Below are 24,855 nucleotides of genomic sequence, written 5' to 3'. Positions count from 1 at the left end.
GACCTTGTGGGAGACTGGACTTCCCATGACCACCCTCGCCCTCAAGTACCGTCCGCGCCTGCTCTCCGACCTGGTGGGCCAGGAAGGCAGTGTGAAGGCCCTGGCCAACGCTCTGAAGCGGGCGAAGGAGAGCGGTCGCATCCACCAGGCCTACCTCTTCGCCGGCGTGCGGGGCACGGGCAAGACCAGCACGGCCCGCATCCTGGCCCGGGCTCTGAACTGCGCGGAGGGACCCACGGCCACGCCGTGCGGCGTCTGCGATCCCTGCCGTGCCGCGGAGCAGCCGGACAGCAGCCTGGACATCGTCGAGATCGACGCCGCCAGCCGGGCTTCGGTGGCCGATGCGCGCGCCCTGCGGGAGCAGGTGCAGACCCGGCCCGCCTTCTGCCGCTACCGGGTCTACATCATCGACGAAGTGCACATGCTCAGCACCGAGGCGTTCAACGCCCTGCTGAAGGTCATCGAGGAGCCGCCGCCCCACGCCATCTTCGTGCTGGCCACGACGGAACTGCAGGACGTGCCCGACACCATCAAGAGCCGGGTCCAGATCTTCCCCTTCCGCCTCATCCCCGTGGGTCTCATCGAGGGCCGCCTCAAGCATGTCTGCGAGCAGGAGGGCGTCGAGGCCGAGAGCGGCAGCCTGCGGCTGGTGGCCGAGGCGGGGCAGGGCTCCATGCGCGATGCGCTCACCATCCTCGACCGTGTCATCGCGGCGGGGGATGGGAAGGTGCTGGAGGAAGCGGTCCGGGAGCAGCTGGGCATCGTCAGCGCCCACCTGGTGCAGGGCGTGATGTCCGCCCTGGCCATCGGCGACACGGCGGCCCTGGTGGAGGCCTGCCGCGAGCTGAACGAGCAGGGCGCGGACTGGGCCACCTTCTGGCGCGAGCTGGTGCTGGCCTTCCGGGACCGCCTCGAGCAGGAGGCCCGCGCCGCCCGTGGGCCCCAGGACCTGCTGCGCTGGGCCCGGATGCTCCAGCTTCTGCTGAGCCGGGAGCGGGACCTGCGCGACAGCAGCCTGCCCCGGGTGGTGGTGGAGCTGGCCCTGGTGACCGCGGCCCAGCTGCCCCATCTGGCGCCCCTGGACGCCCTCGTATCAGGCGCCGCCGTCCGGCCCCCGGGACCTCCCACCAGCCCGCCGCCGGTCCCTTCCAGGGCCCCCCAGGCCGCGCCGGCGCCTGAGGGGCCTCGCAGGGTTCCGCCGGCCACACCCCCGGCCCATGCCCCGGCGCGCGCCCAGGCGCCCCCGCCCCCTGGGCCGCCAGCGCCGGCCCAGCTGCGCATGGCGTGCAGCGAAGCGCTGCGGGCCGTACCCGGCCTGCGGGTCCTCGGCACCGCGCCCCAGATGGCCACGGACCTGCGCTGGGAGCCGCCGGTGCTGCGGTTCCGGTTTCCGGGCAATGTGCGGCAGACCCTCCAGGACCTGGAGCGCGAGCAGGCCAACCCCCATGTGCTGGCGGCCCTGGCGGCGGTGCTTCCGGGCCTGAGGGAACTGGAGGTCCGCTTCGATGATGGGCCGGCGGGGACCCAGGCTGAACGCCCGGAGGATCGCCTGCGTCGGGAACCAGGCTTCCAGGAGCTGCTGCGCCTCAGTGGCGGGGAAGTCCTGGAGATTCGGCGCGAAGGCTGATCAGCCGCCTGACACCGGCGGCATGAGGGCCACCTCGTCCCCGTCCGCCAGCGGCGCGCTCCGGTCGACGAAGCTCTGGTTCACGGCCAGCAGGGCGTCCTTGGGCAGGTCCGCGAAGCGCGGGTCCGCCAGCAGGTCCCCCAGGGTGGGGACCGCGGGCACGGTGAGATCGCTGAAGCCCAGCAGGGCGCGGTAGCGGGCGAAGCACTTGACGGTCAGCATGGCCATCTCCAGCTCCAACCTACCGCCTCCAGCCTCCAGCCTCCAGCCTACTTCGGGCTCCAGGAGTGCCGGATCTCCCCCGACGGGTGCAGTCCGGTGCCACCGCCCTTGCTGGCGCCCAGCTGGAGGATGAAGCCGCCGAAGCGCCACTCCACCTGGCCGGAGGTGATGCTGAGCTCGCCGCTCTTCCGGTGGGACACCACGAAGGCGCTGCGCTGGCCGAACAGGTTGATGCTCTTGCCCAGGGTGACCTCGGTCTCCGTGGTGCCGAGGCTGGTGGTGCGCACGGCCACGTTCACGCGGTCCAGGCCGAGGGTCCTCCGCAGCTGCTCCTGCAGGGGCGCGAAGGCCAGGGTGGAGATGAGGCCGGACCCCGCGCTGGCGATGCCCGAGGTGATGGCGCCCTGGGTGGCGCCGGAGGAGGCGCCGGCGGTGCCGACGTTGGCCACGTTGCCGGGGTTGATGAGGATGGCCACGATCTCGTCCTGGCGCAGGCTCGGCGTGGAGCTGGGCACGATGGACAGGTTGCTCAGGGTGCCGTGGATATCGAGGTTCACGGTGTAGCCCGGAATGGAGCTGACGCTGCCCTGGAGGTTGATGCTGGGATCCAGGCCGCGGGCTTCAGAGAAGCGCAGCGAGCCTTGGTTCACCACCATGTCGCCCGCCGGGAAGATGTTGGTGATGCGGCCGCCGGGCTGGAAGACCAGGGTGCCCTTGAGGGCGGGGTGCGCCAGGGTGCCCAGGACCTGGAAGGGGCCTTCGGTGTGGCCCTCCAGCTTCAGCAGGTTGGTGTCGAAGCTCCAGGGGCTGCGGAGGTCCAGGTCGAGCTCCAGCCGGATGCGCTCCAGGGGATCGTCCAGGTCCAGGCCCACCAGCCCACCGCTGTCACTGAGGGCGCTGCGGAGGATGAGATCGGCCAGCTTCACCTCGGTGTGGTAGCTCAGGTGATCGGCCCGCAGCCGGCCCTTGAGCAGGCCGCTCTCCTCGGTGCCTTCCAGGGTGGCACGCAGGGTGCCCTGGAGGTCCAGGCCATCCGGCACATCGCGGAGCTGGAAGTTGGCCAGGGAGGCCTTCAGCGCATAGGTATCCAGTCCCCCCAGCCGCCAGATGAGGCCGCCGGACACCACCAGGTCGCCATGGGCGAGGGTGCCCCGCAGGGGCTTGTCCACGGGGATGGAGATCGTGCGGTCCTTGAACACCACTTCCGCCTGGAGGTCCTCCACGCCCTGATAGCCCCGCAGGTTCATCTGCCCCTTCTCAAGGGAGAGCGTGCCGTCCAGCTGCGGATTGGCATAGGTCCCGTGGGCCAGGAGGTCGAAGCGGCTCGTCCCCTGGACCCTGACCTCAGAGAGCAGGTTGTACTCATCCACCTCCATCACGCGGTCAAAGATGGCCTTGAGGTGGGCCAGGTTCGCAGTTCCCTGGGCCCGGAGACCCAGAGAACCGGCGTTCGAGAAGGGCACCGTGCCCGAGATCCGCAGCCCCGCCGCCTGGGCTGGCGCCGCGTCTGACGCCTTCCGGGCGCCGCCCTCCAGGGTGATGTCGACTTCCGCGCCGGCGGCGTCGCCGCGGAGGGCCGAGGGCCTGGCCTGATGCAGCTCGAAGGCGCTGAACTGAGCCGCCAGGCGGTTCAGCGTGCCCGTCCAGGTCAGGGCCCGGCCATTCCAGCGGCCCTGGGCGACGGCCTCCAGGTTCAGGTCCTCCAGCAGGTCATCCGTGAGACCCCGGGCCAGGGTTTCCGTGTGGGCGCTCTCGGGGGATATGGCGAGGGAGAAGCTGCCGACCAGATCGGGTCCCTCCGGCCGGACCTGGGCTTCGACCAGAGAGCGGGTCATGCCTTCGATTCCGAGCCGTCCCTCCATCCGGCCACGCTCCAGGTTCACCTTCGCCTCGAGGCCCTCCACGCTGCGGCCCTCGAAGAAGACGCGGCCCCGGCTCAAGGTGGCCTGGCCTTCGGGCAGGTCCAGAGCCCCGAACGGGCTGGTGATGGGCCCCAGGAGCCGGGCTTCCACCTGGGCCTGGATGTGGGGCCCTGGGAGGGCCAGGAGCTGGGAATCCAGACGCCCCGCGAGGTCCACCCACCAGGTCCAGCCCTGGAAGTCCATGTCGGCCCTGCCGGTCAGGGCCAGGGCGCCTTCGGGCGCGCCTCCGGGCCCACCCAGCAGGTCGAGCCGTTCGCCGATCCGCACCCCCTCGAGCCGCAGCCGGAGGCTGCCCAGGTCCATGGCGAAGCTGGAGGAAGCTGCTGGAATTTTGATTCCGTAAGCTACACCAGATTCAACTTGAGCCTCGCCGTTCATTGTGATGTGGTCGAATCGACCCTGGAGGCGCACCCAGCCTCCTCCGGTGCCTGTGATGGGCAGGTCCCCCAGATCAGCCGCCTTGAGCCCTTCGGCCACCGGCAGGCGGAAGGCGGTGAAGCACATGTCCATCTGCTTCTGGCCGGGGGCGGTCCGGCCCCAGGTCAGCCAGAGGTCGCCCGCGCCGCTGCCCTCGCCCTTCTGCAGGCGGATGTCCGTGACGCGCAGGTCGGTGTCTCGGATCTGGACATTCGCCTGGACGCTGTCTGCCTGCGCACCGTGCCAGCGGGGCTGGGTGACCTGGGCCGAGCCGTCCAGCTCCAGGCCCGGACCGCGGGTCCAGCGGACCTTCGCCTGGGCCCGGGTCTGCCCCTCCATATCGAGGTCCACCACCTTCCAGGCCCGGAGCGCCCGGCCCACCTGGCCCGCCCCCACCTCCGCGTTCCCCTCGGCCTCCAGACGGATCAGTCCCCGGGGCCCCAGGTCGGCCCACCCGGTGCCCTGGGCCTTGAGGGCCTCCAGGTCGAGGTGAAGCTGATCCAGTGTGGCCCGCCCGTTCCGGACGGTGGCACGCAGATTTCCCGCCTCCAGGCCATGCTGGGTCAGCCCCAGCTGGACGGTTCCCTGCCAGCGGTCGGGCCGGCGGAGGGCAGCGGCGTCCCTGGGACCTTCCACCTGGGCGCGCAGGTCCCCCCGGAGGCCCTGGAATTCCTGGATCCGGAGGAGCCTGCCCAGGGCCTCGAGGTCCAGGGCCCGGCCAGTGAGGGTGCCTCTGGCGGGTGTCTTGTGGGACCAGCTCCCCTCGAGGTCAAGCTCTCCCTGCGGGGAATGCCAGCGGAACTGGCTCAGCTGGAATCCTTCCAGATTGCCGCGGCCATGAAGGGCGAGGCTACCGGGCGCGAAGGTGGCCTCCGATGGCTGAAGTCCGGTCCCCTCGGCAGCCAGGGTCCATTGGGGATTTGCGAGGGCCCCGTTCACGGAGGCGGTGAAGTCCAGGCTGCCCGCGAGGGGGGGACGCGTCATGCCTCCCCAGTGGGCGGCCTGGGTCAGGCCCAGGATGCCCGCCAGCTGGGCCTCCAGCCGCTCGGGCCGCTGGGGGGTCTTCGCATCAAACTGTCCATGCAGGCGGACCTGGCTTTCACCCAGGCGGAGGTAGCCCTCCTTGAGGGCCACGAAGGTCTCCGCAACCTCGCCGTTCAAGTCCAGGCGGCCCTTCTCCCAGCCCTTGGGTCCCAGGACCATCAGCTGGGGGCCGGCCACATCCACGCGCAGCCGGTTGGGCCCCGGACCTGTGGCCTTCACCTCGAACTGGTAGCGCATGGCGGGCAGGCCCCGCAGAGGCTCGGGGAGCTCGATCTCGCCCCCGGTGATGCTGAGCAGATCCAGGCGTACCTGGGGCAGGGGGCCCTTGCGGGGCGGATGCTCCTTGAGGTGGATGGACGCCAGACCGGCTTCGGTGAGGCGGAGGTGGGGGCGCTCCACCCGGATCGAGAAAATGCGTGGCGCGGGGCCGAACAGGGAGGTCAGGTTCGCCTGGACTTCCACCCGCTGCACCGTGAGCAGGTCGCCGCCGAGCCGCACATCCTTCATGGCTGCGGAGCCGAAGAGGGGATGGACCTCCAGCTGGCCGACTTCCAGGGAAAGGCCGGTCTCCTCGCGCACCAGGGCGTCCAGCTTGGAGATGGTCCAGCGCAGCACCGCCGGTCGGGTCGCCACCCACGGGACGATGGTCATGGTGGCGCCGCCGGCCACCAGGACATAGGACACGCGCCGCACCCAGCGGCGGCCCCAGAGCCGTTGCACCGCTTCCTTCGTCGGATGCCAGACCATCAGTTCTTTTCGCCGCAGCTGGGGCAGATCATGGCCATGCGGGGCAGCTGGCGGTAGCAGAAGCGGCACAGCCTGGCCTGGGTGGCGGCGCGCAGGGTGGGGTGGGGGCCCGAGCTGCTGGACGAGAGCACGGCGGTGCCCAGGGGCCGGGTCTCGCGGGCCACGCTGTCCTTGAGGCGGCGGAGGGCCTCCAGGAAGGCCTGGGCCGACAGGTAGCGCTCGCCGAGGTTGACGGCCAGAGCCTTCATGACCACTTCAGAGAAGGCCTTGGGGACGATGGGATTGCGGAGGTGCGGCGCCACCACCTGCTGGCTGGTGAAGGCCTGGGCGATCTTGAGCGGGTCCGCATCGTAAAAGGGCACGGTGCCCGTGAGCATCTCGTAGAGGGTGATGCCCAGGGACCAGAGGTCGGACTGGAAGACGGCCCGGCCCCGGAAGTGCTCGGGGGCCATGTAGGGCGGCGACCCGATGCGGGTGGGCGCGTAGGGCACGTGCTGCAGCTCCAGCACCCGGGAGGTGCCGAAGTCCGTGACCTTGGCCACGCCTTCGCGGTTCACGAGGATGTTGGCGGGCCGCAGGTCGCGGTGGAGGATCTGGTGGCCGTGGGCGAAGGCGATGGCGCTGCACACGTCCAGGCCGATCTCCAGGGCCCGGGCCGGGGGCAGGGTGCGCTCGCGGCGGATGATCCGGTCGAGGCTCTCGCCTTCGACGTACTCGAGCACCATGAAGAAGATCCCGTTCTTCCGCTCGGTGGTGATGAGCTCGACGATGTTCGGGTGCTTGAGCGCGGCCATGATCCGCGCCTCCTTGAGCTGGTCCACGATCTCGTCCTGCTGCTGGTGCGGCACCTTCAGGGCCACCTTGCGGTTGACCCAGGTGTCCATGGCCAGGTAAACGGCCCCGAAACCGCCAGAGCCGAGGCGGTCCAGGATCTGGTATTTCCCCAGGGTCTGGTCCTTGGAAAGCACGGGCGCGGGCTCCGAAGCGATGGAACCAGCATGACCGAAACAGCTCAGGGCTCCTAGCGTCCCGGTAGCCTATTCCAGGATGCGGTCCAGGAGGGAGCTCTGGTCCTCCCAGGCCGCCGCCAGGTGACGGATCCGGGGGCGCGGCTCCACCCCGAGCGCATAGGCTTTCCGGAGGAAGGCCCGATCCTCCACGGTGGCGCGGTGGTGCTGCCGGAGGTGCTCCCCCCAGCTGGAGCTGAGGAAGCTCTCCACGAACCGGAGTTGGCCGGGATCGGGGGGCACCAGATCCTGGAATAGGGACCAGCGCACGGCGCCGTCCCGGATGCGGATCCGGCGGACCTCCCGCATGGCCTCCTGGAAGGCGGCCTTGCGATCCTGTGGCACCCGGTATTCGAGCACCGTGAGGATCGGTCCCTCGTCAGGATGGATGGGCCCGGGCGAGTGGGGCTCGAGGTGGTGGGGGCTCAGGTCCAGCGGCCGCTGGAGGGCCTGGATCTTCAGGCGCCCCGTGATGGCCAGCAGCAGGAGCATGCCGAGGCCCGCCGCGGCATAGGCGGTATGGATGCCCCAGCGCTCCCCCACGACGCCCCAGAAGGCCGCTCCGCCGGCCATGGCCCCGCCCCAGACCGTGATGTAGACACCCAGGGCCCGCGCGCGCACCCAGGAGGGCACTGAAAGCTGGACCCCGGTGTTGCAGGTGCTCAGGACCGCCAGCCAGCCGCCTCCGCAGACCAGGAGGGCCAGCCCCACAGAAAGGGTGTGCGAGACGAAAGCCAGCACCAGGAGGCCCAGGGCGAAGGTGGCCGTGGCGGCGGCCATCAGCATGTTGGGGGTGAGTTTCTTGCGGAGCGAGGGGAGTAGCAGTGTGGCGCCCACGGCCCCGGCCCCGATGCAACCCAGCAGCAGGCCGAAGGCGGTGGAGCCGAGCTGGAGCCGGTGGATGGCCAGGGTGGGCAGCAGCGAGAAGATCGGGCCGCCGAAGAACACGAAGCCGCCGCCACGCAGCAGGATCACCTGCAGCGCCTTGCTGTGCCAGGTGTACCGAAGACCCACCTTCATGGCCGCGATGAAGCGCTCCGCGGGCAGGTCCGTGGTGATGGTCTGGCGCTTCCATCCCTTCAGGACCACGAGCACGCCCACGAAGGAGACCGCGTTGAGAGCGAAGGCCCAGGTGGCACCGAGCCAGCCCACCACCAGGCCGCCCAGGGCGGGGCCCACGGCCCGGCTCACATTGAAGCCGGCGCTGTTGAGGGCCACGCCGGCGGCGATCTGGTCTTTTGGCACCAGGTCCGGCACCGAAGCCTGCCAGGCCGGGGCATTGAGGGCAGCGCCCACGCCCAGCAGCAGCGACATGCCGATGAGCACGCCGGGCGTCACCAGGTGCAGGGCGGAGAGGATGGCCATGGCCGCGGCGGCCAGCAGCATCCAGGCCTGGGTGGCCAGGAGCAGCCGCCGGCGGTCCACGATGTCGGCGATGGCGCCGCCGGGCATGGAGAGCGCCAGCATGGGCAGGGTGGCGCCCGTCTCGATGAGGCTCATGAGCAGCGGGGACCGGCTGATCTCCGCCATGAGCCACTTCTCGCCCACGCTCTGGACCCAGGTGCCCACGTTCGAAGCCATGGCCGCGATCCAGATCGCGAGGAACATGTGGCTGCGGAGCGGAGCGAAGGGGCTTTTCGATTCGGTCACGGGCTCAGGCTACCCAGGGAAAGCGGAAAACACTCGCAGAGAGTGCGAAGGCAGCGGAGGGCCGCAGAGAAGGAAAAGGATTTTCTCCTCTGCGACCCTCCGCATTCTCGGCATCCTCCGCGAGTGTATTTATCCCAAGAACGCTTTCAGAGTCCTGGAATAGCGCGGGTGTCGGATCCTGTTCGCATCCTTCGGATGGCTCACAAATTCGCCGACCCATGCGGTCATGGCTCCCGCGTTTAGCCGAGGAAGGCCTTGAGCGTCTTGGAATAACGCGGGTGGCGAATCCTGTTCGCATCCTTCGGATGGCTCACAAATTCGCCGACCCATGCGGTCATGGCTCCCGCGTTTAGCCGAGGAAGGCCTTGAGCGTCTTGGAATAGCGCGGGTGGCGAATTTTACGCAGGGCCTTGGACTCGATCTGGCGGATGCGCTCGCGGGTGACGGCGAACTCGCTGCCGACCTCCTCCAGGGTGTGCTCCGAGCCGTCGTCGCCCACGCCGAAGCGCATGCGGAGGACGCGCTCCTCGCGCTCGCTGAGGGTGTTGAGCACGTTGCGGACGGTCTCCTTGAGGCGCTGCTGCACGACCTGCTCCACGGGGGAGACCACGGTCTTGTCCTCGATGAAGTCCCCCAGGTGGGAATCCTCCTCCTCGCCGATGGGCGTTTCGAGGGAGATGGGCTCCTGCGCGATCTTCATCACCTTGCGGACCTTGCCCACGGGCATGTCCATGGCGTGGGCGATCTCCTCGCTGGAGGGTTCGCGGCCCAGCTTCTGCACCAGCTCGCGCTGGGTGCGGATGAGCTTGTTGATGGTCTCGATCATGTGCACGGGGATGCGGATCGTGCGGGCCTGATCCGCGATGGCGCGGGTGATGGCCTGCCGGATCCACCAGGTGGCGTAGGTCGAGAACTTGAAGCCGCGGCTGTATTCGAACTTGTCCACGGCCTTCATGAGCCCGATGTTGCCCTCCTGGATGAGGTCCAGGAACTGCAGGCCGCGGTTGGTGTAGCGCTTGGCGATGCTGACCACGAGGCGGAGGTTGGCCTCGATGAGCTCGGCCTTGGCGGCGCGGCTGATGCTCTCGGCGGCCTTGAGGCCGTTGAAGTCCTTGTGGAAGTAGTCGCTGGTGGTCTCGTACTTCTCGAAGAAGTCGGCCAGGGTCTTCTCGATGTGGGCCAGCTCGTCCTTGTAGCGGTCCTTGAGCTTGGCGAAGGCGGGGTTCTTCAGGCGGTCCCGCAGCTCGCGGCACTTGCGCTCGCCGGCCATCACCTGGCTGTGCTGGTGGGTGATGCGGTCGATGAGGCGGGTGACGGCCAGGCTGTTGAGCCCCAGCTTGCGGATCTGGCGCGAGAGCCGGGCCCGGGCGTGGAGGATCTCGCGGTCGAGCTTGCGCTTCTTGGGCAGGGTCTTGGTGCCGGCGTCCACCAGGAGCTTCAGCTCCAGCAGGTCCTGGAGCGCCTGGTCGTAGACCAGCAGCTTCTCAAACTGGTGGTGCACGTGCTGGGTGGCGGAGGTGCTCTCGGCATCCTCGTCGTCGTCCACCTCGTCGGACAGGCCCACGACCTCGCGGATCTTGCCGGGGTTCTCCTTCAGCATCTTGCCGATGTCGATGAGCAGGCTGGCGGCCAGGCGGGACCGGGAGAGGGCCCGCATGACGCTGCGGACGCCCACTTCGATGCGCTTGGCGATCTCGACCTCGTCCTCGCGCTTGAGGAGGGGCACCGTGCCCATCTCCTTGAGGTACATGCGGACCGGGTCGTTGAACTTGTCGCTGTCGGGGCTGTCGATCTCGGTCTCGAGATCCTTGTCGCCCTTCCCGCCGCCTTCCACCACGATGAACTCGGGCTCGATGGCCTCGCGGGCAGCCTGGGCCTCCTCCTCCGTGGCACCGATGCCCACGCCCAGACGCGCGAACAAACCCATGACCACTTCGAGGTCATCGGGGCTTGAGGCGGTGTTGGGGAGGAAATCGTTGAGCTGGTCGACCAGCAGGAATCCGTTTTTCCTTCCGATGGAGATCAGGGCTTTGGTCAGGGTGTAGTAGGCATCGCGTGGCGGCGTCGGAACCATTCGGACCTCAAAGAGCACTGCAGGCATCGGGCCAAGGGGGTGGAAAGACCCGGAGGCCGAGGGGAAAACAGAACACGGCCAATGTACCGGGCCGAGTCCGGAACTTTTCAGTATAGGGGATCTGTTGACTCAGGCAAGGGCTGGATCTTCAGGTTGGGCCTCAGCGAGGTGCCCGCCGGCGGCGGGAAAGGTCCTTCTGGCGGGCCAGCAGCTCGTTCTGGCGGGTCATGACCCGGGTCGTGAGGGCGGCGTCCACCATGGTGCGGGGATCCTGGAGCAGGCGGTTGTTGGCCTGGATCTCCCGGTCGAGGTATCGGCCTTCCAGCCGGGCAAGTAAAGAATCGGCATCGCGACCGGCCTCGTCCTTGTGGCTGGCCTGGGCCTCAAGGTGCCGGATGGCGGCCAGCGCGCCGGGGGGCAGGGGGGTGGGGTCCCCCTCGGCATCGAGCAGGGCCTGGAGCAGGGGGGCTCCGGGGAGGCCCTCCCACCAGGCGGGAGGGACTTCCTGGATTCGCCGCCAGTGGCCAGCGGTGGTCATGAGGATGAGGCTGCGGATGAGGTCATCCACCTCGGGAGGAGCCGCCTGGACGGGACTCTCGGTGTCCGCGGCCGGGGCCTGCCGGCCTCGCACCGCCCGGTCCAGCTCCTGCAGCGGCACCTGGAGCTGGTGGGCCAGGCTGGCGAAGAGGTCGCGGCTCTCAGTGGTGCGGGGCAGGTACGGCAGGAAATCCAGCAGATCCTTGAAGGCGCCCATGCGGTCGGAGGTGCGGCGCAGGTCCTTGCCCTCCATGGCCCGGTCGATCATGAAGGCGGTCCAGTCCGGTGCGGTCCCCAGCAGGTCGCGGAAGGCCTCGCCGCCCAGCTTGAGACACCAGGTGTCGGGGTCCTCGCCCTGGGGCAGCTCCAGCAGGCGCACCTCGAAGCCCAGGGGCAGGGCCATCCTCAGGCTCTTCTCCATGGCCCGGCGGCCAGCGGCGTCCCCGTCGAAGCAGAGGATGACGCGGCGGGTGAACCGGCCCAGCTGTTTCAGGTGCTCCTCGGTGAGGGCCGTTCCCAGGGGCGCCACGGCCTGGTGGATCCCGTGCTGGTGGAGCTGCAGCACATCGAAGTAGCCCTCCACCACCAGGGCTCCGTCCTTCATGGCGCCCTTCGCCCGGTGGAAGCCGAAGAGGGTCTCGCCCTTGTGGAAGAGGACCGTGTCGCGGGTGTTGAGGTACTTGGGCTGGGCATCCCCCATCGTGCGTCCCCCGAAGGCCACCAGGCGGCCCCGGGCGTCATGGATGGGGATGGTCAGGCGGTTGCGGAGGAAGTCGATCTGGGTGCCGCGCTCGCTGCGGCTGGCCAGGCCCGCCTGTTCCAGCAGCTCGCCGGAGAAGTTCAAACCCCGCAGGTGGGTGACGAGGGGCTCCCAGCCGTCCGGCGCCACCCCGAACCCGGCCTCGGCCACGAAGGGGCCTTCATAGCCGCGCCGGTGCAGGTAGGCCCGGGCCTCCTCGTGGCGCTCCAGCTGCCGCTCGTAGAAGGTCTGGGCCGCCTCCAGCGCCGCGCGCAGGCGGGTCTCCAGGTCCACCTCGGCCGCCGGCCGCTCCCGGCGCTGGGGCAGGTCGATGCCCGCGGCCCGGGCCAGCTGCTCCAGCGCTTCGGGGAAGGTCATGCCCTCGCGTTCCATCAGCCAGGCGAAGGCGTCCCCATGCTTGCCGCAGCCGAAGCAGTGGTAGAAGCCCCGGTTGGCCACCACCTGGAAGCTGGGGCTGCGCTCCGCGTGAAAGGGGCAGAGGCCCACGTGGGCCGAGCCCTGCTTGCGCAGCTTCACCGCCTGGCCCACCAGGGCCAGCAGGTCCGTGGCCTCCCGGACGCGCTCGACGATTTCGCGGTCACGCATGCTTCAGGCATAACATGAGCGCGGATGCGGGAGGCATGGCATATTTGAGGATTCGCACGGCGGACCCCATGAGCCAGCTCCTCGACACCATCCTCCTCTTCAGCCTGCCTGCCTCGGGCAAGTCGGAGGTGCGCCGGTACCTGGCCAGCCTGACCCCCGACCAGTGCCGGAACGACTTCCACATGGGCCCCACCCTCCAGCTGGACGACTACCCCTACGTCCACCTCATGCACCGCATCGACGACGAGCTGAAGGCCAACGGCCTGGGCTACGCCTACTACCACGGGCCCAACCGTCCCTTCCGCGACAACTGGACCTGGGCGGTCCTCATCGAGCTGCTGAACGAGGACTACGCGAACCTCATGGCCAGCCGTCAGACCGAAGTCGCCGGCGCGGCCCAGCACCTCTTCGACCGCCTGGATGCGGCCCATGCCAAGGTGGGCCTGCCGGAATACCTGGGCGACATCCCCCACCGCCTCCGGGTGCGGATGGCCGAGGCCCTGGAGGCCGAGTGCCGCGCCGAGTTGGACGTCCTCAACCGCCAGAACGCCCAGGACAAGGCGGGCCGCACCCTGGTGATCGAGGCCGCCCGGGGCGGTGCCCACGGCTCGGCCTTCCCCCTGTGCCCGCCCCACGGCTACGACACGGCCTTCCAGACGCTGTCCCCCGCCATCCTCGAGACGGCCGCAGTCCTGTACGTCTGGGTGGATCCCGCGGAAAGCCGCCGCAAGAACATCGAGCGCGGCCGCCCCGATGGCCAGGGCAGCATTCTCCACCACAGCGTGCCCATGGAGGTGATGCTGGGCCAGTACGGCACCGACGACATGGCCTGGCTCATGGAGCAGAGCGACCGCCCCGGCACCATCCGCGTGGAGCGCATCGTGCCCGCGGGCGACCGCTACGAGACCCGGGTCTACCACCTGCCCGTGGCCCGGTTCGACAACCGGAACGACCTCACCACCTTCGTCCGCGAAGACCAGAAGCTCTGGAAGCCCGCCGACGTCCTGGCCATCCACAGTGGCCTCAAGGCCGCCTTCGACCAGCTGGCGACCGCCAGCCGATAGCTGACAGCCCCTGGATTCAGTGCGCCCCGGCGCCCGCCTTGGCGTGCCAGATGCGGGTCATGATGAAGGCGCCGAGGAGGCTGAAGGGGATGATGGAACCCACCCACACCCAGGCATGGGCGGGCTGGTGGCCGTGGGCGGCGATGCCGTCCCAGCCGTAGGTCTTGAGGATCCAGCCCAGGCCGAAACCCGTGAGGCCCGAGCCGATGTACTGGATGCCATCCAGGGCTCCGGCCACGGAGGCCGCGGCCTTGCGCCCGCCGAAGTCCATGCTCGCGGTGCCGCTGAGCATGCCGTGGACGCCGAAGATGAACATGGCGGTGAGGCCCAGCAGCACCACGGCCCAGATCTGGCCACCCGTGGTGCCCTGGCCGAGCGTCAGGCCCAGCAGCCCCAGCATCACCACCTGCACCAGGTAGAAGAGGAAGGCCACGGGCGGACGGCGGGACTGGAACAGCTTGTCGCTCATCCAGCCGCAGAGCAGACCGCCCAGGATGCCGCCGCCCATGAAGGCGACGCCCGTCCACCAGAAGAGGTGCTCCTTCTTGCCGAGGTGGTAGACCTCCTGCAGGTACTCGGTGAAGTAGAGCATCACGCCCTGCCGCACGAAGCCCGTGCAGAACTCCGCGAAGATGAGCGCCACCACGATCGGGTTGTGGAAGACCTTCCGCATGAGGTCGCCGAGGGGCAGGGGCGTCTCGTCGGCGGAGGCCGCGTTGGAGCCGTCGCCTGTGTCGAAGTCCGCATGGCCCGCGTGGCTGGGGCGATTGCGCACCAGGAACCAGTCCACGGCGAACATGAAGGTCATGGCCGCGGCCGGCACGAACCAGATGACCGTCCAGCTGCGGAAGCTGGCCAGCAGCCAGGCGCCGATGGTGGTGGCCAGGAAGTAGCCAGAGCTGATCATGATGCCGAAGATGCCGCCGAAGACGCCGCGTTCCTGCACATGGAACCAGGTGCTGTTCACCTTCACCACGGACAGGGCGCCGAAGCTCTGGAAGTACATGTTCAGGCTCCAGAGCAGGCTCATGCTCACCAGGATCTGGGTGACATGCCCGTTCAGGAACATGAACCCGATGGCCAGGTTCAGGAGGGCCGCGCCCAGGGAGCCCACGAGAATGGCCTTCCGCCCGCCGATGCGGTCGGCGAGGGGGCCATTGAAGGCCACAGCCAGGCCGTAGGTCCAGAAGCCCGCCGAGGCGATGAGCCCCATCTGCGCCTTGTCCAGGTGGTACCAGGCGCCGATGTCATTCTTCACGATATTGAAGTTGTAGCGGCCCATGTACATGGCCGCGTAGGTCAGCCCCAGGGGAAACCAGTTCAGAAACCGGCGCAGGCGGAAGGCAGGGCTGTGATCCAAGGGAACCTCGATGCCTTCGATGGTACCGGGGGCTTGGCCATACCCCAAGGAACGAGCGTGTAACGCCGGTCACTCCGCCTTGCGGAAGGTCTCGTCGGTCCCGGTCAATCCCCAGCTGCCCCGGCGCCGCTCGAAGGTGGCGTGGCGCGGCTTGGTCTGGCCGATCTTCACATCCGGATGCAGGGCCTGGAAGAGCGGGAACTGGGCCGTGGGCTTGTCCAGGCGGATCTCGTAGGTCACGCGGGCGCCCTCCCGGGTGGGCTCCATGCGGACGGCGCGCACGAACACGGCCTCGGCCGCGGGCATGGAGAAGCCCTTGGGCGCCGCCTTGATGTCCTTTGGAGCAGACGGCTTCAGGCGGAAGGTGAAGGTCTCCCGGCTGCCGTCAGCCTGGACCGTGCTGTCGAACCAGCCGCTCTTGTCCAGGCTCTCCTTGAGGGAAACCAGCCGCAGGTGCTCGGGGCTGCCCTTCTCGGCGGAGGCCCTCTCAGGCACGGTGACGGGCACCACCACCGGGTAGTCCTTGCGGATCAGGTCCTCGGCCTTCGCCCGCTCCAGCTTGGAGTTGCAGGCCAGCGTCAGGAGGAGGACAGGCAGGAGCAGGGCGGGGCGCATGTTCGTTCCTTTCCAGTTCGCAAGGATGGTGACACAACCGGGCGCCCGTCACGCAGCCTCGCAGTATCCTATGGGGCTTCGACGCTTAGGAGACCGCCGTGAACCCTGCCTACCTGGCCCACCTGACCCGCGAGATCGAGCAGCTGAAGGAGGCGGGGCTCTACAAGACCGAGCGGATCATCACCTCGCCCCAGCAGCCGCAGATGCAGGCCAACGGCAAGGATGTGGTGTGCCTCTGCGCCAACAACTACCTGGGGCTGGCCAACCATCCCGAGGTGATCGAGGCGGGCAAGAAGGTGATGGATGGCCACGGCTTCGGCATGGCCTCGGTGCGCTTCATCTGCGGCACCCAGGACATCCACCGGGAGTTGGAGCAGAAGCTGGCGGCCTTCCTGGGCTTCGAGGATACGCAGCTGTATTCCTCCTGCTTTGATGCCAACGGCGCCATCTTCGAGGGGCTCCTGGGCGAGGAGGACGCCATCATCAGCGACGCGCTGAACCACGCCTCCATCATCGACGGCATCCGCCTCTGCAAGGCCCAGCGCTTCCGCTACGCCAATTCCGACATGGTCGACCTGGAGGCCCAGCTGAAAGCCGCCGACGCCGCTGGCGCCCGGTTCAAGCTGGTGGTGACGGATGGCGTCTTCAGCATGGATGGCTACATCGCCAAGCTCGCGGAGATCTGCGACCTGGCGGAGAAACACGGCGCCATGGTCATGGTGGACGACAGCCACGCCGTGGGCTTCATGGGTGCCAACGGCCGGGGGACGCACGAGCACTGCGGCGTCATGGGGCGCATCGACTTCATGACGGGCACCTTCGGCAAGGCCCTGGGCGGCGCCTCCGGCGGCTACATCGCCGCCAGGCAGGTGGCCATCGACTGGCTGCGGCAAAAGGCCCGCCCCTACCTGTTCTCGAATTCCGTGGCGCCCGCCATCGTCGCGGCCACGCTGAAGGTGCTGGACCTGCTCAAGAACAGCCAGGGCCTCATCAAGCAGGTGCACGAGAACGCCCGCTACTTCAGGGCCGGCATGGAGAAGGCCGGCTTCAAGCTGCTGCCGGGCGAGCATCCCATCGTGCCCGTCATGCTCTACGAGGCGCCCCTGGCCCAGGAGTTCGCCAAGCGCCTGCTGGACGAGGGCGTCTACGTCATCGGCTTCTTCTTCCCCGTGGTGCCCAAGGGCCAGGCCCGCATCCGCACGCAGATGAGCGCCGCCCACACCCGCGCAGACCTGGACAAAGCCATCGCCGCCTTCACCAAGGTGGGTCGGGAACTTGGAGTGATCCAATAAGCGGATCGACCGCACCAGACGAGTGGAATCGCGCCCCAGACCGCGCCGGTTTGGGGCGTCAGTTCTTTCTGGGAGCGGCGGCCAGGAAGATCTGGGCGGCCAGGAGCAGCAAGCCGGCATCGCGCAGCAGGGACCACCGCATGTCTGTCAGGCGTTCGGCGTCCGTCCGGTGTGCGGTGGCGCCGAAGCAGCCGCAATCTACTGGATGGTGGCGGGCGAGGTTGATGGCGAGCGCCAGGCCGAAGGCCAGGAGCAGCATCGCGGCCCATGTGGCGGCGGCGCGGACCCAGATCCCCAGGGCGAGCCCCAGCCCACAGAGCAGTTCCAGCCAGGGAAGGACGAGGGCCATGGGATTCAGGGTCGGGCCAGGCACCAGCTGGTAGGCCCAGATGGCCTTGGCGAAGCCCGGCGGATCCCCGATCTTGGGCAGGGCTGCCGCGATGAAGACCAGACCCAGGGCAATCCGGGCGGCCAGGGTCAACCTGGGGTGCAGGAGCCAAGGCCAGAGGCGGGCCTTCATGGCCGGCCCTTCCCGATGGGGCGCCCCTGGGCCACCCAGGCCGGGTAGCCATCATGGAAGATGAGCAAGTGGAAGTAGCCCTCTCCCAGCAGCTTCTCGGCGAGGAGGTGGGAATCCCGGCAGTCACCGCCGCTGCAGTAGATGACGATGGGATCCTCCGAGCCCGGCCGGCGCGCGGCCTTGAAGGAGAGCAGGCGGTCGTCCAGGTCCGATTCCCACACCGGGGTGCTCCAGGCACCGGCGATGTGGCCCTCGGCGAATTCGGAGCCTCGCCGGGCATCCAGGAAGGGGGTTCCGGACTGGAACGCCCGCCAGGCCTCCTCGGCGCTGATGTCGAGGATGGGGCTGGAGGGAGACGTCTCTGCTGCCGGCGCAGCGGCAGGGGCGGGAGAGGGCGCCGGCCGCGACGACGGGAGGTGGCCAGGATGGATCGGGTGGCCGACCTTCGACTCCGGGACGATGGGGAGGCCGGAGCCGGGCAGGGGAGGCTGGATCTTCTCGACCCTGGGCGCGGCGGTGGCAGGCGGCAGGCTCGACCGGACCCAGGCCAGGCGGCGCGCGGGGGAGGCGAGGCTGTTCGCGATCAGAGCCGCCACCAGCGCCATTCCGGCCAGGGCCAGGACTCGGAGAAGGGTGGACCGGAATCGGGCCATCAGAGGGCAGTCCACGGGGGCATGGTCTTGGCCGGACTCACAGCACGATGTACCGGTAGATCCCGGGTTCCTGCTCCTTCAGCAGCAGCTGGATGGTCCAGCGGCCGTCCGGGAACCGCTCGTACATGGTGGCGCTCATGACGGATTCCTTCAGCCATTCGCGGATGTCCTCGTACCGGTCGAAGGGGGGCGGCTCCCATCCGCCTTCGACGGGGCCCCGGGCGCCGGAGCCGGGCTTGATGTAGCCCATCAGGCGGGCCAGCGAGGCTTCAGGGTCCTGCATCGTACGCTCCAGGCTTCCAGGTGTTGTCATGAACGCTTCGCCTGCTTGGTTGAACGGGGGGCTTGATCGCCCGCTGGCCCGGGCTCCGGCTCGACCACCCCTTCAGCTCCGGGCGACAGCGAATGGATGAGGGCCCGGAGCGCGTTCTCGCTGTCTGCGTCGAGGGACTTGGAAAAGGCGACGGCCATGCCCCGGGAGTCGGACCGCACCACGGTCCCCCTCGCCACGACCCGCTGCCCGGACTCCCCCTCTGCCAGCAGGATGGCCACGCCGCACGGGCTCCCAAGGGGCAGGCGCTCGGTGCCGCCCAACAGGATGCTACCCATGCTGATGTCGATGGCGGTGGGGTAGGCAATGATCCGGTCCTCGACCACCAGTTTCACCCGGTAGGTGATTGGAACGCGGCGGAATCGCCGCCTCTCGGAAGGGGTTGCCATGTCTGACGTCCAATCCAGACATGATACCGCGGAGGAAATCACCGAACTTCATCCCGGTACCCCTGGTCGTGGATGCCAGTGACCGCCCGGCCAGATGGATCGGCCATCTTCGCGAACGAGGCGTCCCAGCGCAGGGCCGTCTCCGTGCTGCAGGCTACGCTGCGCTCGAAGGGTACGCAGTTCACGGCCGTGGCGCTGGGGAAGTGGTGCTCGAACATCTGGCGGTAGAAGTAGGCCTCCTTGGTTTCCGGAGTCTTGACGGGGAAGCGCTCCGCCGCGCCCCGCAACATGACGTCACTGATCTCGCGCTCGGCGGTGGCCTTGAGGGCATCGATCCAGGCGTAGCCCACGCCGTCTGAGAACTGTTCCTTCTGCCGCCAGAGCACCTCCTCCGGGATGAGCCCTTCGAAGGCCTTCCGCAGAGGGTATTTCTCGATGGGCCGGGGCCGGGGCGCATTCCGGGGCAGCTTCACCGCAGGATCCAGCCGCATGGCCACGTCGAGGAAGTCGCGGTCGAGAAAGGGCACCCGGGCTTCCACGCCCCAGGCCGCGCTGGACTTATTGGCCCGGGCGCAGTCGTAGAGGTGCAGCTTCTGGAGCTTGCGCACCGTCTCGGCGTGCAGCTCCGGGCCGTCCGGGGCCTTGTGGAAGTAGAGGTAGCCGCCGAAGATCTCGTCCGCGCCTTCGCCGGAGAGCACCATCTTGATGCCCATGGCCCGGATCTTCCGCATCATGAGGTACATGGGCGTGGAGGCCCGGATGGTCGTGATGTCGAAGGTCTCCAGGTGGTGGATCACGTCCGAGAGAGCATCCAGCCCCTCCTGCACCGTGAAGTGGAGCTCGTGGTGGATGGCGCCGATGTGGTCTGCCACCAGACGGGCGGGAGCCAGGTCCGGCGCGCCCTTCAGCCCCACGGCGAAGCTGTGGATCCGGGGCCACCAGGCGGGCGTGGTACCGCCCTCCTCCACGCGGCCGTCCCGGTACTGGGCGGCGATGGCCGCTACCAGCGAGGAGTCCACGCCTCCGGAGATCAGGACGCCATAAGGCACGTCGCACATGAGCTGCCGCCGCACGGCTGATTCCAGGGCCGCGCGCAGCGCCGTGGGATCGTAGGGCGTGTCGGGGACGTACCCAGGCTCGGCCCAGTCCGGCTCGTAGTACCGCTGGAACCCCTTGTCGGCTTCGTGCCCCAGGAAGAAGTGGCCCGGCGGGAACTCGCGGATCCGTTCGCAGTGGCTCACCAGGGCCTTCATCTCCGAGGCGACGTAGAGGCGGTCCTCGCGGTCCCAACCCAGGTAGAGGGGGATGACGCCGATGGGATCCCGGGCGATGAGGTAGGTCTCCCGCTTGGGGTCGTAGAGCACGAAGGCGAAGATGCCGTTCATGCGGTTGAGGAAGTCCTTCGGGGCCAGCTCATCGTAGAGGTAGAGGATCACCTCGCAGTCGGACAGGGTCTGGAAGTCGTGGGCCTCCCCCAGTCCGTGGCGCAGCTCCCGGTGGTTGTAGATCTCACCGTTGACCGCCAGCACCGTGCCCTGGAGGGTGTCGACGAGGGGCTGGGCGCCGTGCTCGACATCCACGATGGAGAGGCGCTCGTGGACGAGGATGGCCCAATCGTCGCTGTAGATGCCGCTCCAGTCTGGGCCCCGGTGGCGGATCTTCCGGGCCATGGCCAGGGCCTGCCGCCGGAGCTCCGCCGGGTTCGAGCGGGAGGGATCGATGTCGAGGATGGTGAGGATGCCGCACATGGCCTGCTCCAAAAGAAAAAACCCCGATCCGCTTTCGCGAATCGGGGTGGTCCGGGAATTCAGGTGTCTAGGTGAGACCCTCTCCGGCCCACGCGCGATTCGCGCGAGGGAGCCGATTGATATTGCGGTTGGACCGCAGAGAGGGATTGGTCATATAACGCCTGGGAGAACCTTATCGGTTGTCTTCACGAATCGTCAAGGGCGGAAGGCTAAGTTGGCCAGTCTTGATGTTGATGATGAAATGGTGCGGTTGGAGGCGCCATGAAAGCCCTGTTGAAGACCAAGCGCGAGGAAGGCATCTGGATGGGCGAGGCGCCCATGCCCGAAGTGGGCCCCAACGATGTGCTGATCCGGGTCCACAAGAGCGCCATCTGCGGCACGGACGTGCACATCTACAACTGGGACGACTGGGCCCAGAAGACCATTCCCGTGCCCATGGTGGTGGGCCACGAGTACTTCGGCATCATCGAGCGGGTGGGCGCCGAGGTCGAAGGCTACAAGCCCGGCGACCGGGTGAGCGGCGAGGGCCACATCACCTGCGGCCACTGCCGGAACTGCCGGGCGGGCAAGCGCCACCTCTGCCGGAACACCGTGGGCGTCGGCGTGAACCGCACGGGCTCTTTCGCCGAATACCTGTCCATTCCCGCCTTCAACGTCTTCAAGGTGCCCGACAACGTCCCGGACGAGGTGGCCTCCATCTTCGACCCCTACGGCAACGCCGCCCACACGGCCCTCAGCTTCGACATGGTGGGCGAGGACGTGCTGATCACGGGGGCGGGCCCCATCGGCATCATGGCTGTGGCCATCGCCAAGCACGTGGGCGCCCGACACATCGTCATCACGGACGTGAACGAGTACCGCCTGGATCTGGCCCGGAAGATGGGTGCCACCGTGGCCGTGAATCCCATGAAGAAGAGCCTCCCAGAGGTGATGAAGGACCTGGGGATGACCGAGGGCTTCGACGTGGGCCTGGAGATGAGCGGCAATCGCAACGCCTTCGAGTCCCTGCTCGAGGCCATGCACCATGGCGGCCGCGTGGCCCTGCTGGGCATCCTCCCCGGCGACTGCGCCATCGACTGGAGCCAGGTGATCTTCAAAGGGTTGATCCTGAAGGGGATCTACGGACGCGAGATGTTCGAGACTTGGTACAAGATGGCCGCCATGGTCCAGAGCGGCCTGGACATCACCCCCGTCATCACCCACCGCTTCGGCATCGACGACTTCCAGAAGGGCTTCGATGCGATGCGCAGCGGGCAGAGCGGGAAGGTGATCCTCGATTGGGGCGTCAAGTAGCTTCTTGCCTTGAGGCACCTGCAAAATGCGGCCATGGGCCGCATTTTGATTGCTGCGCACGAACGGGCGCAGCTTGGTGCACGGCTGGTTGGAACCTTAGCGAAGGGGCTGCGGCTGGGGCACGGGCGGGAAGGGGCCATCGGTCCAGGGGGCGCCGTCCTTGATGAGGATGTCGCCGGCGAGCCCCTCGCCGCCGGGGACACCGTCGGTGCCGAGGCAGGCCAGGTAGTAGCCATCAAGCTTGGTGTTGAACTTCTGCCGGACCGGGCCGCGCTTGACCTGGACTTCCTCCACCGGGCGGGTGACATAGGGCCGGTAGAGGAACGGATGGCCCCAGGGGGCCTCGGGCACCTGCTCCAGATACTCGGGCACCAGTCCCTGCAGCGACTCCGGGTACTCCCCAGTCTTGGTCCGGTAGCGTATCAGGGCGTCGGTGATCCGCTTGAGGGCCGCCCGCACCTGCTTCTGGCGGTCCGCCAGGTCCCGGCTCACGAAGGCCTCGATGAGGAACAGGTCCCGGGTGGCCTGGCGGGCGGCCTCGGTGTCCGGGTAGCGATCCACCAGCTGCTTCATCATCGCCCGGGCCTCCAGGCTCCGGCCCTCCAGGTTCAGCTTGCGGGCCTCCTCGTAGAGGTTTCCGGGCAGCCTGGGATCTTCGGAGCTGCATCCGGCCAGGAGCGTGAGAAGGGCCAGGGCTGGGGCGAAGCGCGTGCGATGCATGGCATGAACCTTAGCAGAGGCGTGGGACGTTAGGATGGAGGAAAGGGGGGCACATGACCGACAGGCCGATGCTGGTGGGCATCGTGGGGGGCTCCGGCAGCGGGAAGACGTCCGTGGCCGCGGAGCTGGTGAAGCGCCTGCGGCGACGCTCGGTGGCCACGCTCCTCCTGGACATGGACGCCTACTACGCCCCGCTGGAACTGGTGAAATCCCGCTTCGGCAGCCTGCCCGTGAACTGGGACCATCCGCACGCCTTCGACCTGGACCTCATGGCCGCCCACCTGGCGGCCCTCCATCGCGGCGAGAGCATCCGCAAGCCCACCTACGATTTCACCATCTCCGACCGCACCGGCTGGGAGGAATCCGTGCCGCCGGGACAGGTGGTGATCCTGGAGGGGCTGCTGCTCTTCGCGCTGCCGGAGCTGCGCGACCAGCTGGACATGAAGGTGTTCGTGGACACGGATGCCGACATCCGCATCCTCCGCCGCATCCGGCGGGACACCCGGGAGCGGGGCCGCAGCCTCGAGAGCGTCATGGACCAGTACGAACAGAGCGTCCGCCCCATGCACCTGGAGTTCGTGGAACCCAGCAAGCGCTGGGCCGATCTCATCGTCCCGACAGGTGTGGAGAACCGCACGGCTCTGGACGTCATCACCCGCCACATCTGCAGCCGCGTGCTGGATCAGGGAGAACCTCAGCGTGTTTGAGAACGGTATCCATCTGTCAGCCGAAACCTACCGGGACCTTCCGGAAACGGTTCAGCGCCTCGACGTGCGGGAACAGTGGGAATACGACCTGGCGCGGATCCCCGGCGCCATCCTCATCCCCCTGGGCGAGCTGGCGGAGCGGGTGGCGGAGCTGGACCCCGCCCGGCCCGTGGCCGCCTATTGCCACCACGGCACCCGCAGCCTCTATGCCGTGCGGTTCCTCCAGGGTGCGGGCTTCCGGGATCTGGCCCACCTGGCCGGTGGCATCGACGCCTACAGCCGCCTGGATCCATCCATTCCGAGGTACTGATGCGGCTCCTGCACCGCCACCCGGAAGGCTTCGACCCGAACGCGGCCTGGACCCAGGAATCCGAGAGTGTGCGGCAGGATTCCCGCCTCTTCCGGCAGATCGTGGCCCAGCGGCGGAGCCCCCATACCGGCCGCCAGCATGCCTTCTACCGCCTCCAGGGGCCCGACTGGGTGAACGTGGTGGCCTTCACCCGGGAGGGCGACCTGCTGGTGGTTGAGCAGTTCCGGCACGGCATCGACGCCTCCACCCTGGAGATCCCGGGCGGGGGCTGCGATGGGGGCGAGATCCCGGAAGCGGCCGCTCGGCGGGAGCTCCGGGAGGAGACCGGGTTCGTCTCTGACCGCTGGGTTCCGCTGGGCTCCTGCACCCCGAACCCGGCCACCCAGAACAACCGCTGCCATAGCTTCCTGGCCCTGGATTGCGAGCTCCAGGGAGACCTGGAGTTGGATCCCGCCGAGGAACTGCAGGTCTGGGCCTGCTCCTGGTCTGAATGGCAGGCCCGCATGCGCCAGGGGGAGGTCCACCACGCCCTGGTGCTGTCCGCCTTCCAGCTTCTGAGCCTCTGGGAAGGTTGGCCCGCGCTGCGAGAGCGGCTGGAGGGCTCGGGTGAAAAGCGGGGGCAGGATTAACAGGATCCAAAAGAAGCACAACGCTGCACCCATCCTGTTCATCCGGCTTTTCATCCTGTTAATCCTGTCTCGGCCTTTTCCTAAGCCAAGGCAAAGCGCTAGTCTGAAAGGTGTATCCGGATGAGGAGTGCCCATGGCCAGCGAATGTTCTTTTGACGTGGTGTGCAAGGTGGACCTGGACGAGGTGAAGAACGCCGTCTCCCAGGCCATGAAGGAGATTGGCCAGCGCTACGACTTCAAGGGCTCGGTATCCAAGATCGAGCTCAAGGACGACAAGGTGCTGGTGCTCAACAGCGATGACGAGGTGAAGCTCAAGGCCGTCATCGATGTGCTGCAGACCAAGCTGCACAAGCGCGGCGTGAGCATCCGCAGCATGGAATACGGCAAGATCGAACCCGCCACCAAGGGCACCGTCCGCCAGGAGGTCACCATCCACCAGGGCATTCCCGTGGAGAAGGCCAAGGGGCTCATCAAGGCCGTCAAGGACGCCAAGATCAAGGTCCAGGCCAGCATCCAGGGCGACCAGCTCCGGGTGAGCGGCAAGAGCCGCGACGACCTGCAGGAAGTCATCGCCCTCTTCAAGAAGGACGACCAGGGTCTGGACCTTCAGTTCACCAACTACCGGGGCTGAC

General features: G+C 68.1%; 22 protein-coding genes. 8 read left to right on the top strand and 14 right to left on the bottom strand.

Features of this window, described 5'->3' with window-relative positions; genetic code table 11:
- Positions 1-25: 25 nt before the first annotated feature.
- Positions 26-1,627: a DNA polymerase III subunit gamma/tau gene (dnaX, locus tag QSJ30_RS05590; protein ID WP_285607272.1), complete on the top strand. Its 1,602-nt coding sequence runs from the start codon at positions 26-28 to the stop codon at positions 1,625-1,627.
- Here the strand turns inward: dnaX and QSJ30_RS05585 are convergent, their stop codons facing one another.
- From QSJ30_RS05585 to dnaG, 6 genes are all read right to left on the bottom strand, one after another.
- Complete coding sequence (locus tag QSJ30_RS05585; protein WP_285607270.1) at positions 1,628-1,849, bottom strand: MoaD/ThiS family protein; 222 nt, start codon at positions 1,847-1,849, stop codon at positions 1,628-1,630.
- A gap of 47 nt (positions 1,850-1,896) precedes the next feature.
- On the bottom strand, positions 1,897-5,979 hold the full coding sequence (locus tag QSJ30_RS05580; RefSeq protein WP_285607269.1) for a translocation/assembly module TamB domain-containing protein: 4,083 nt from the start codon (positions 5,977-5,979) through the stop codon (positions 1,897-1,899).
- Entirely contained in the window at positions 5,979-6,947 is a 969-nt protein-coding gene (locus QSJ30_RS05575; RefSeq protein ID WP_285607267.1) for a serine/threonine protein kinase, read from the bottom strand. The genes QSJ30_RS05580 and QSJ30_RS05575 overlap by 1 nt, the downstream gene beginning before the upstream one ends.
- A 69-nt stretch (positions 6,948-7,016) precedes the next feature.
- Positions 7,017-8,636, bottom strand: a complete 1,620-nt coding sequence (locus QSJ30_RS05570) for an MFS transporter (protein WP_285607265.1) — start codon at positions 8,634-8,636, stop codon at positions 7,017-7,019.
- Positions 8,637-8,985: 349 nt separating this feature from the next.
- Positions 8,986-10,710, bottom strand: a complete 1,725-nt coding sequence (gene rpoD, locus QSJ30_RS05565; protein WP_285607263.1) for an RNA polymerase sigma factor RpoD — start codon at positions 10,708-10,710, stop codon at positions 8,986-8,988.
- Positions 10,711-10,870: 160 nt separating this feature from the next.
- Positions 10,871-12,592 (bottom strand): DNA primase, encoded by a 1,722-nt coding sequence (gene dnaG, locus QSJ30_RS05560; RefSeq protein ID WP_285607261.1) that lies wholly within the window; start codon positions 12,590-12,592, stop codon positions 10,871-10,873.
- A 68-nt stretch (positions 12,593-12,660) separates the two neighbouring features.
- Here dnaG and QSJ30_RS05555 point away from each other — a divergent pair, with 68 nt between their 5' ends.
- Positions 12,661-13,656, top strand: a complete 996-nt coding sequence (locus QSJ30_RS05555) for a hypothetical protein (RefSeq protein WP_285607259.1) — start codon at positions 12,661-12,663, stop codon at positions 13,654-13,656.
- A 16-nt stretch (positions 13,657-13,672) separates the two neighbouring features.
- Here QSJ30_RS05555 and QSJ30_RS05550 read toward each other — a convergent pair whose 3' ends face one another.
- Together QSJ30_RS05550 and QSJ30_RS05545 are read right to left on the bottom strand one after the other, a co-directional pair.
- Positions 13,673-15,016 (bottom strand): MFS transporter, encoded by a 1,344-nt coding sequence (locus tag QSJ30_RS05550; RefSeq protein ID WP_285607257.1) that lies wholly within the window; start codon positions 15,014-15,016, stop codon positions 13,673-13,675.
- Between the two features lie 69 nt (positions 15,017-15,085).
- The gene (locus QSJ30_RS05545; protein ID WP_285607255.1) at positions 15,086-15,631 is read right to left on the bottom strand and encodes a DEAD/DEAH box helicase family protein; all 546 of its coding nucleotides are present in this window, start codon (positions 15,629-15,631) and stop codon (positions 15,086-15,088) included.
- Between the two features lie 98 nt (positions 15,632-15,729).
- Between QSJ30_RS05545 and QSJ30_RS05540 the strand changes: the two genes are divergently transcribed.
- A complete protein-coding gene (locus QSJ30_RS05540) occupies positions 15,730-16,923 on the top strand; it encodes a glycine C-acetyltransferase (RefSeq protein ID WP_285607254.1) in 1,194 nt (397 codons plus the stop codon).
- A gap of 58 nt (positions 16,924-16,981) precedes the next feature.
- On the opposite strand, the gene QSJ30_RS05535 is transcribed toward QSJ30_RS05540, so the two are convergent.
- The 5 genes from QSJ30_RS05535 to asnB are packed head-to-tail and all read right to left on the bottom strand — an operon-like array spanning position 16,982 to position 20,564.
- Complete coding sequence (locus tag QSJ30_RS05535) at positions 16,982-17,443, bottom strand: MauE/DoxX family redox-associated membrane protein (protein WP_285607252.1); 462 nt, start codon at positions 17,441-17,443, stop codon at positions 16,982-16,984.
- Positions 17,440-18,096: a rhodanese-like domain-containing protein gene (locus QSJ30_RS05530; protein WP_285607250.1), complete on the bottom strand. Its 657-nt coding sequence runs from the start codon at positions 18,094-18,096 to the stop codon at positions 17,440-17,442. The genes QSJ30_RS05535 and QSJ30_RS05530 overlap by 4 nt, the downstream gene beginning before the upstream one ends.
- 37 nt (positions 18,097-18,133) lie before the next feature.
- Positions 18,134-18,379: a hypothetical protein gene (locus tag QSJ30_RS05525; protein WP_285607248.1), complete on the bottom strand. Its 246-nt coding sequence runs from the start codon at positions 18,377-18,379 to the stop codon at positions 18,134-18,136.
- 26 nt (positions 18,380-18,405) lie between these two features.
- Positions 18,406-18,816, bottom strand: coding sequence for a PilZ domain-containing protein (locus QSJ30_RS05520; RefSeq protein WP_285607246.1), 411 nt, complete (start codon positions 18,814-18,816; stop codon positions 18,406-18,408).
- 38 nt (positions 18,817-18,854) lie between these two features.
- Positions 18,855-20,564 (bottom strand): asparagine synthase B, encoded by a 1,710-nt coding sequence (asnB, locus tag QSJ30_RS05515; protein ID WP_285607244.1) that lies wholly within the window; start codon positions 20,562-20,564, stop codon positions 18,855-18,857.
- A 261-nt stretch (positions 20,565-20,825) separates the two neighbouring features.
- Between asnB and tdh the strand changes: the two genes are divergently transcribed.
- The gene (gene tdh, locus QSJ30_RS05510) at positions 20,826-21,857 is read left to right on the top strand and encodes an L-threonine 3-dehydrogenase (RefSeq protein ID WP_285607243.1); all 1,032 of its coding nucleotides are present in this window, start codon (positions 20,826-20,828) and stop codon (positions 21,855-21,857) included.
- Between the two features lie 96 nt (positions 21,858-21,953).
- On the opposite strand, the gene QSJ30_RS05505 is transcribed toward tdh, so the two are convergent.
- On the bottom strand, positions 21,954-22,577 hold the full coding sequence (locus tag QSJ30_RS05505) for a type II secretion system protein GspG (RefSeq protein ID WP_285607241.1): 624 nt from the start codon (positions 22,575-22,577) through the stop codon (positions 21,954-21,956).
- A gap of 53 nt (positions 22,578-22,630) precedes the next feature.
- Here QSJ30_RS05505 and udk point away from each other — a divergent pair, with 53 nt between their 5' ends.
- The 4 genes from udk (at position 22,631) to QSJ30_RS05485 (ending at position 24,854) form a co-directional block, all read left to right on the top strand.
- Positions 22,631-23,284 (top strand): uridine kinase, encoded by a 654-nt coding sequence (gene udk / locus QSJ30_RS05500; protein WP_285607239.1) that lies wholly within the window; start codon positions 22,631-22,633, stop codon positions 23,282-23,284.
- Entirely contained in the window at positions 23,277-23,594 is a 318-nt protein-coding gene (locus QSJ30_RS05495; protein WP_285607237.1) for a rhodanese-like domain-containing protein, read from the top strand. The genes udk and QSJ30_RS05495 overlap by 8 nt, the downstream gene beginning before the upstream one ends.
- Positions 23,594-24,223, top strand: coding sequence for an NUDIX hydrolase (locus QSJ30_RS05490; protein ID WP_285607235.1), 630 nt, complete (start codon positions 23,594-23,596; stop codon positions 24,221-24,223). The genes QSJ30_RS05495 and QSJ30_RS05490 overlap by 1 nt, the downstream gene beginning before the upstream one ends.
- A gap of 133 nt (positions 24,224-24,356) precedes the next feature.
- Positions 24,357-24,854, top strand: a complete 498-nt coding sequence (locus tag QSJ30_RS05485; RefSeq protein WP_285607233.1) for a YajQ family cyclic di-GMP-binding protein — start codon at positions 24,357-24,359, stop codon at positions 24,852-24,854.
- The last annotated feature ends 1 nt before the right edge of the window (position 24,855 follow it).

The organism is Geothrix edaphica (genome assembly GCF_030268045.1).
In the GTDB taxonomy this organism is placed as follows: Bacteria; Acidobacteriota; Holophagae; order Holophagales; family Holophagaceae; genus Geothrix; species Geothrix edaphica.
Note: the sequence above shows the minus strand (reverse complement) of the source record. Positions and strands in the feature narration are given on the sequence as shown.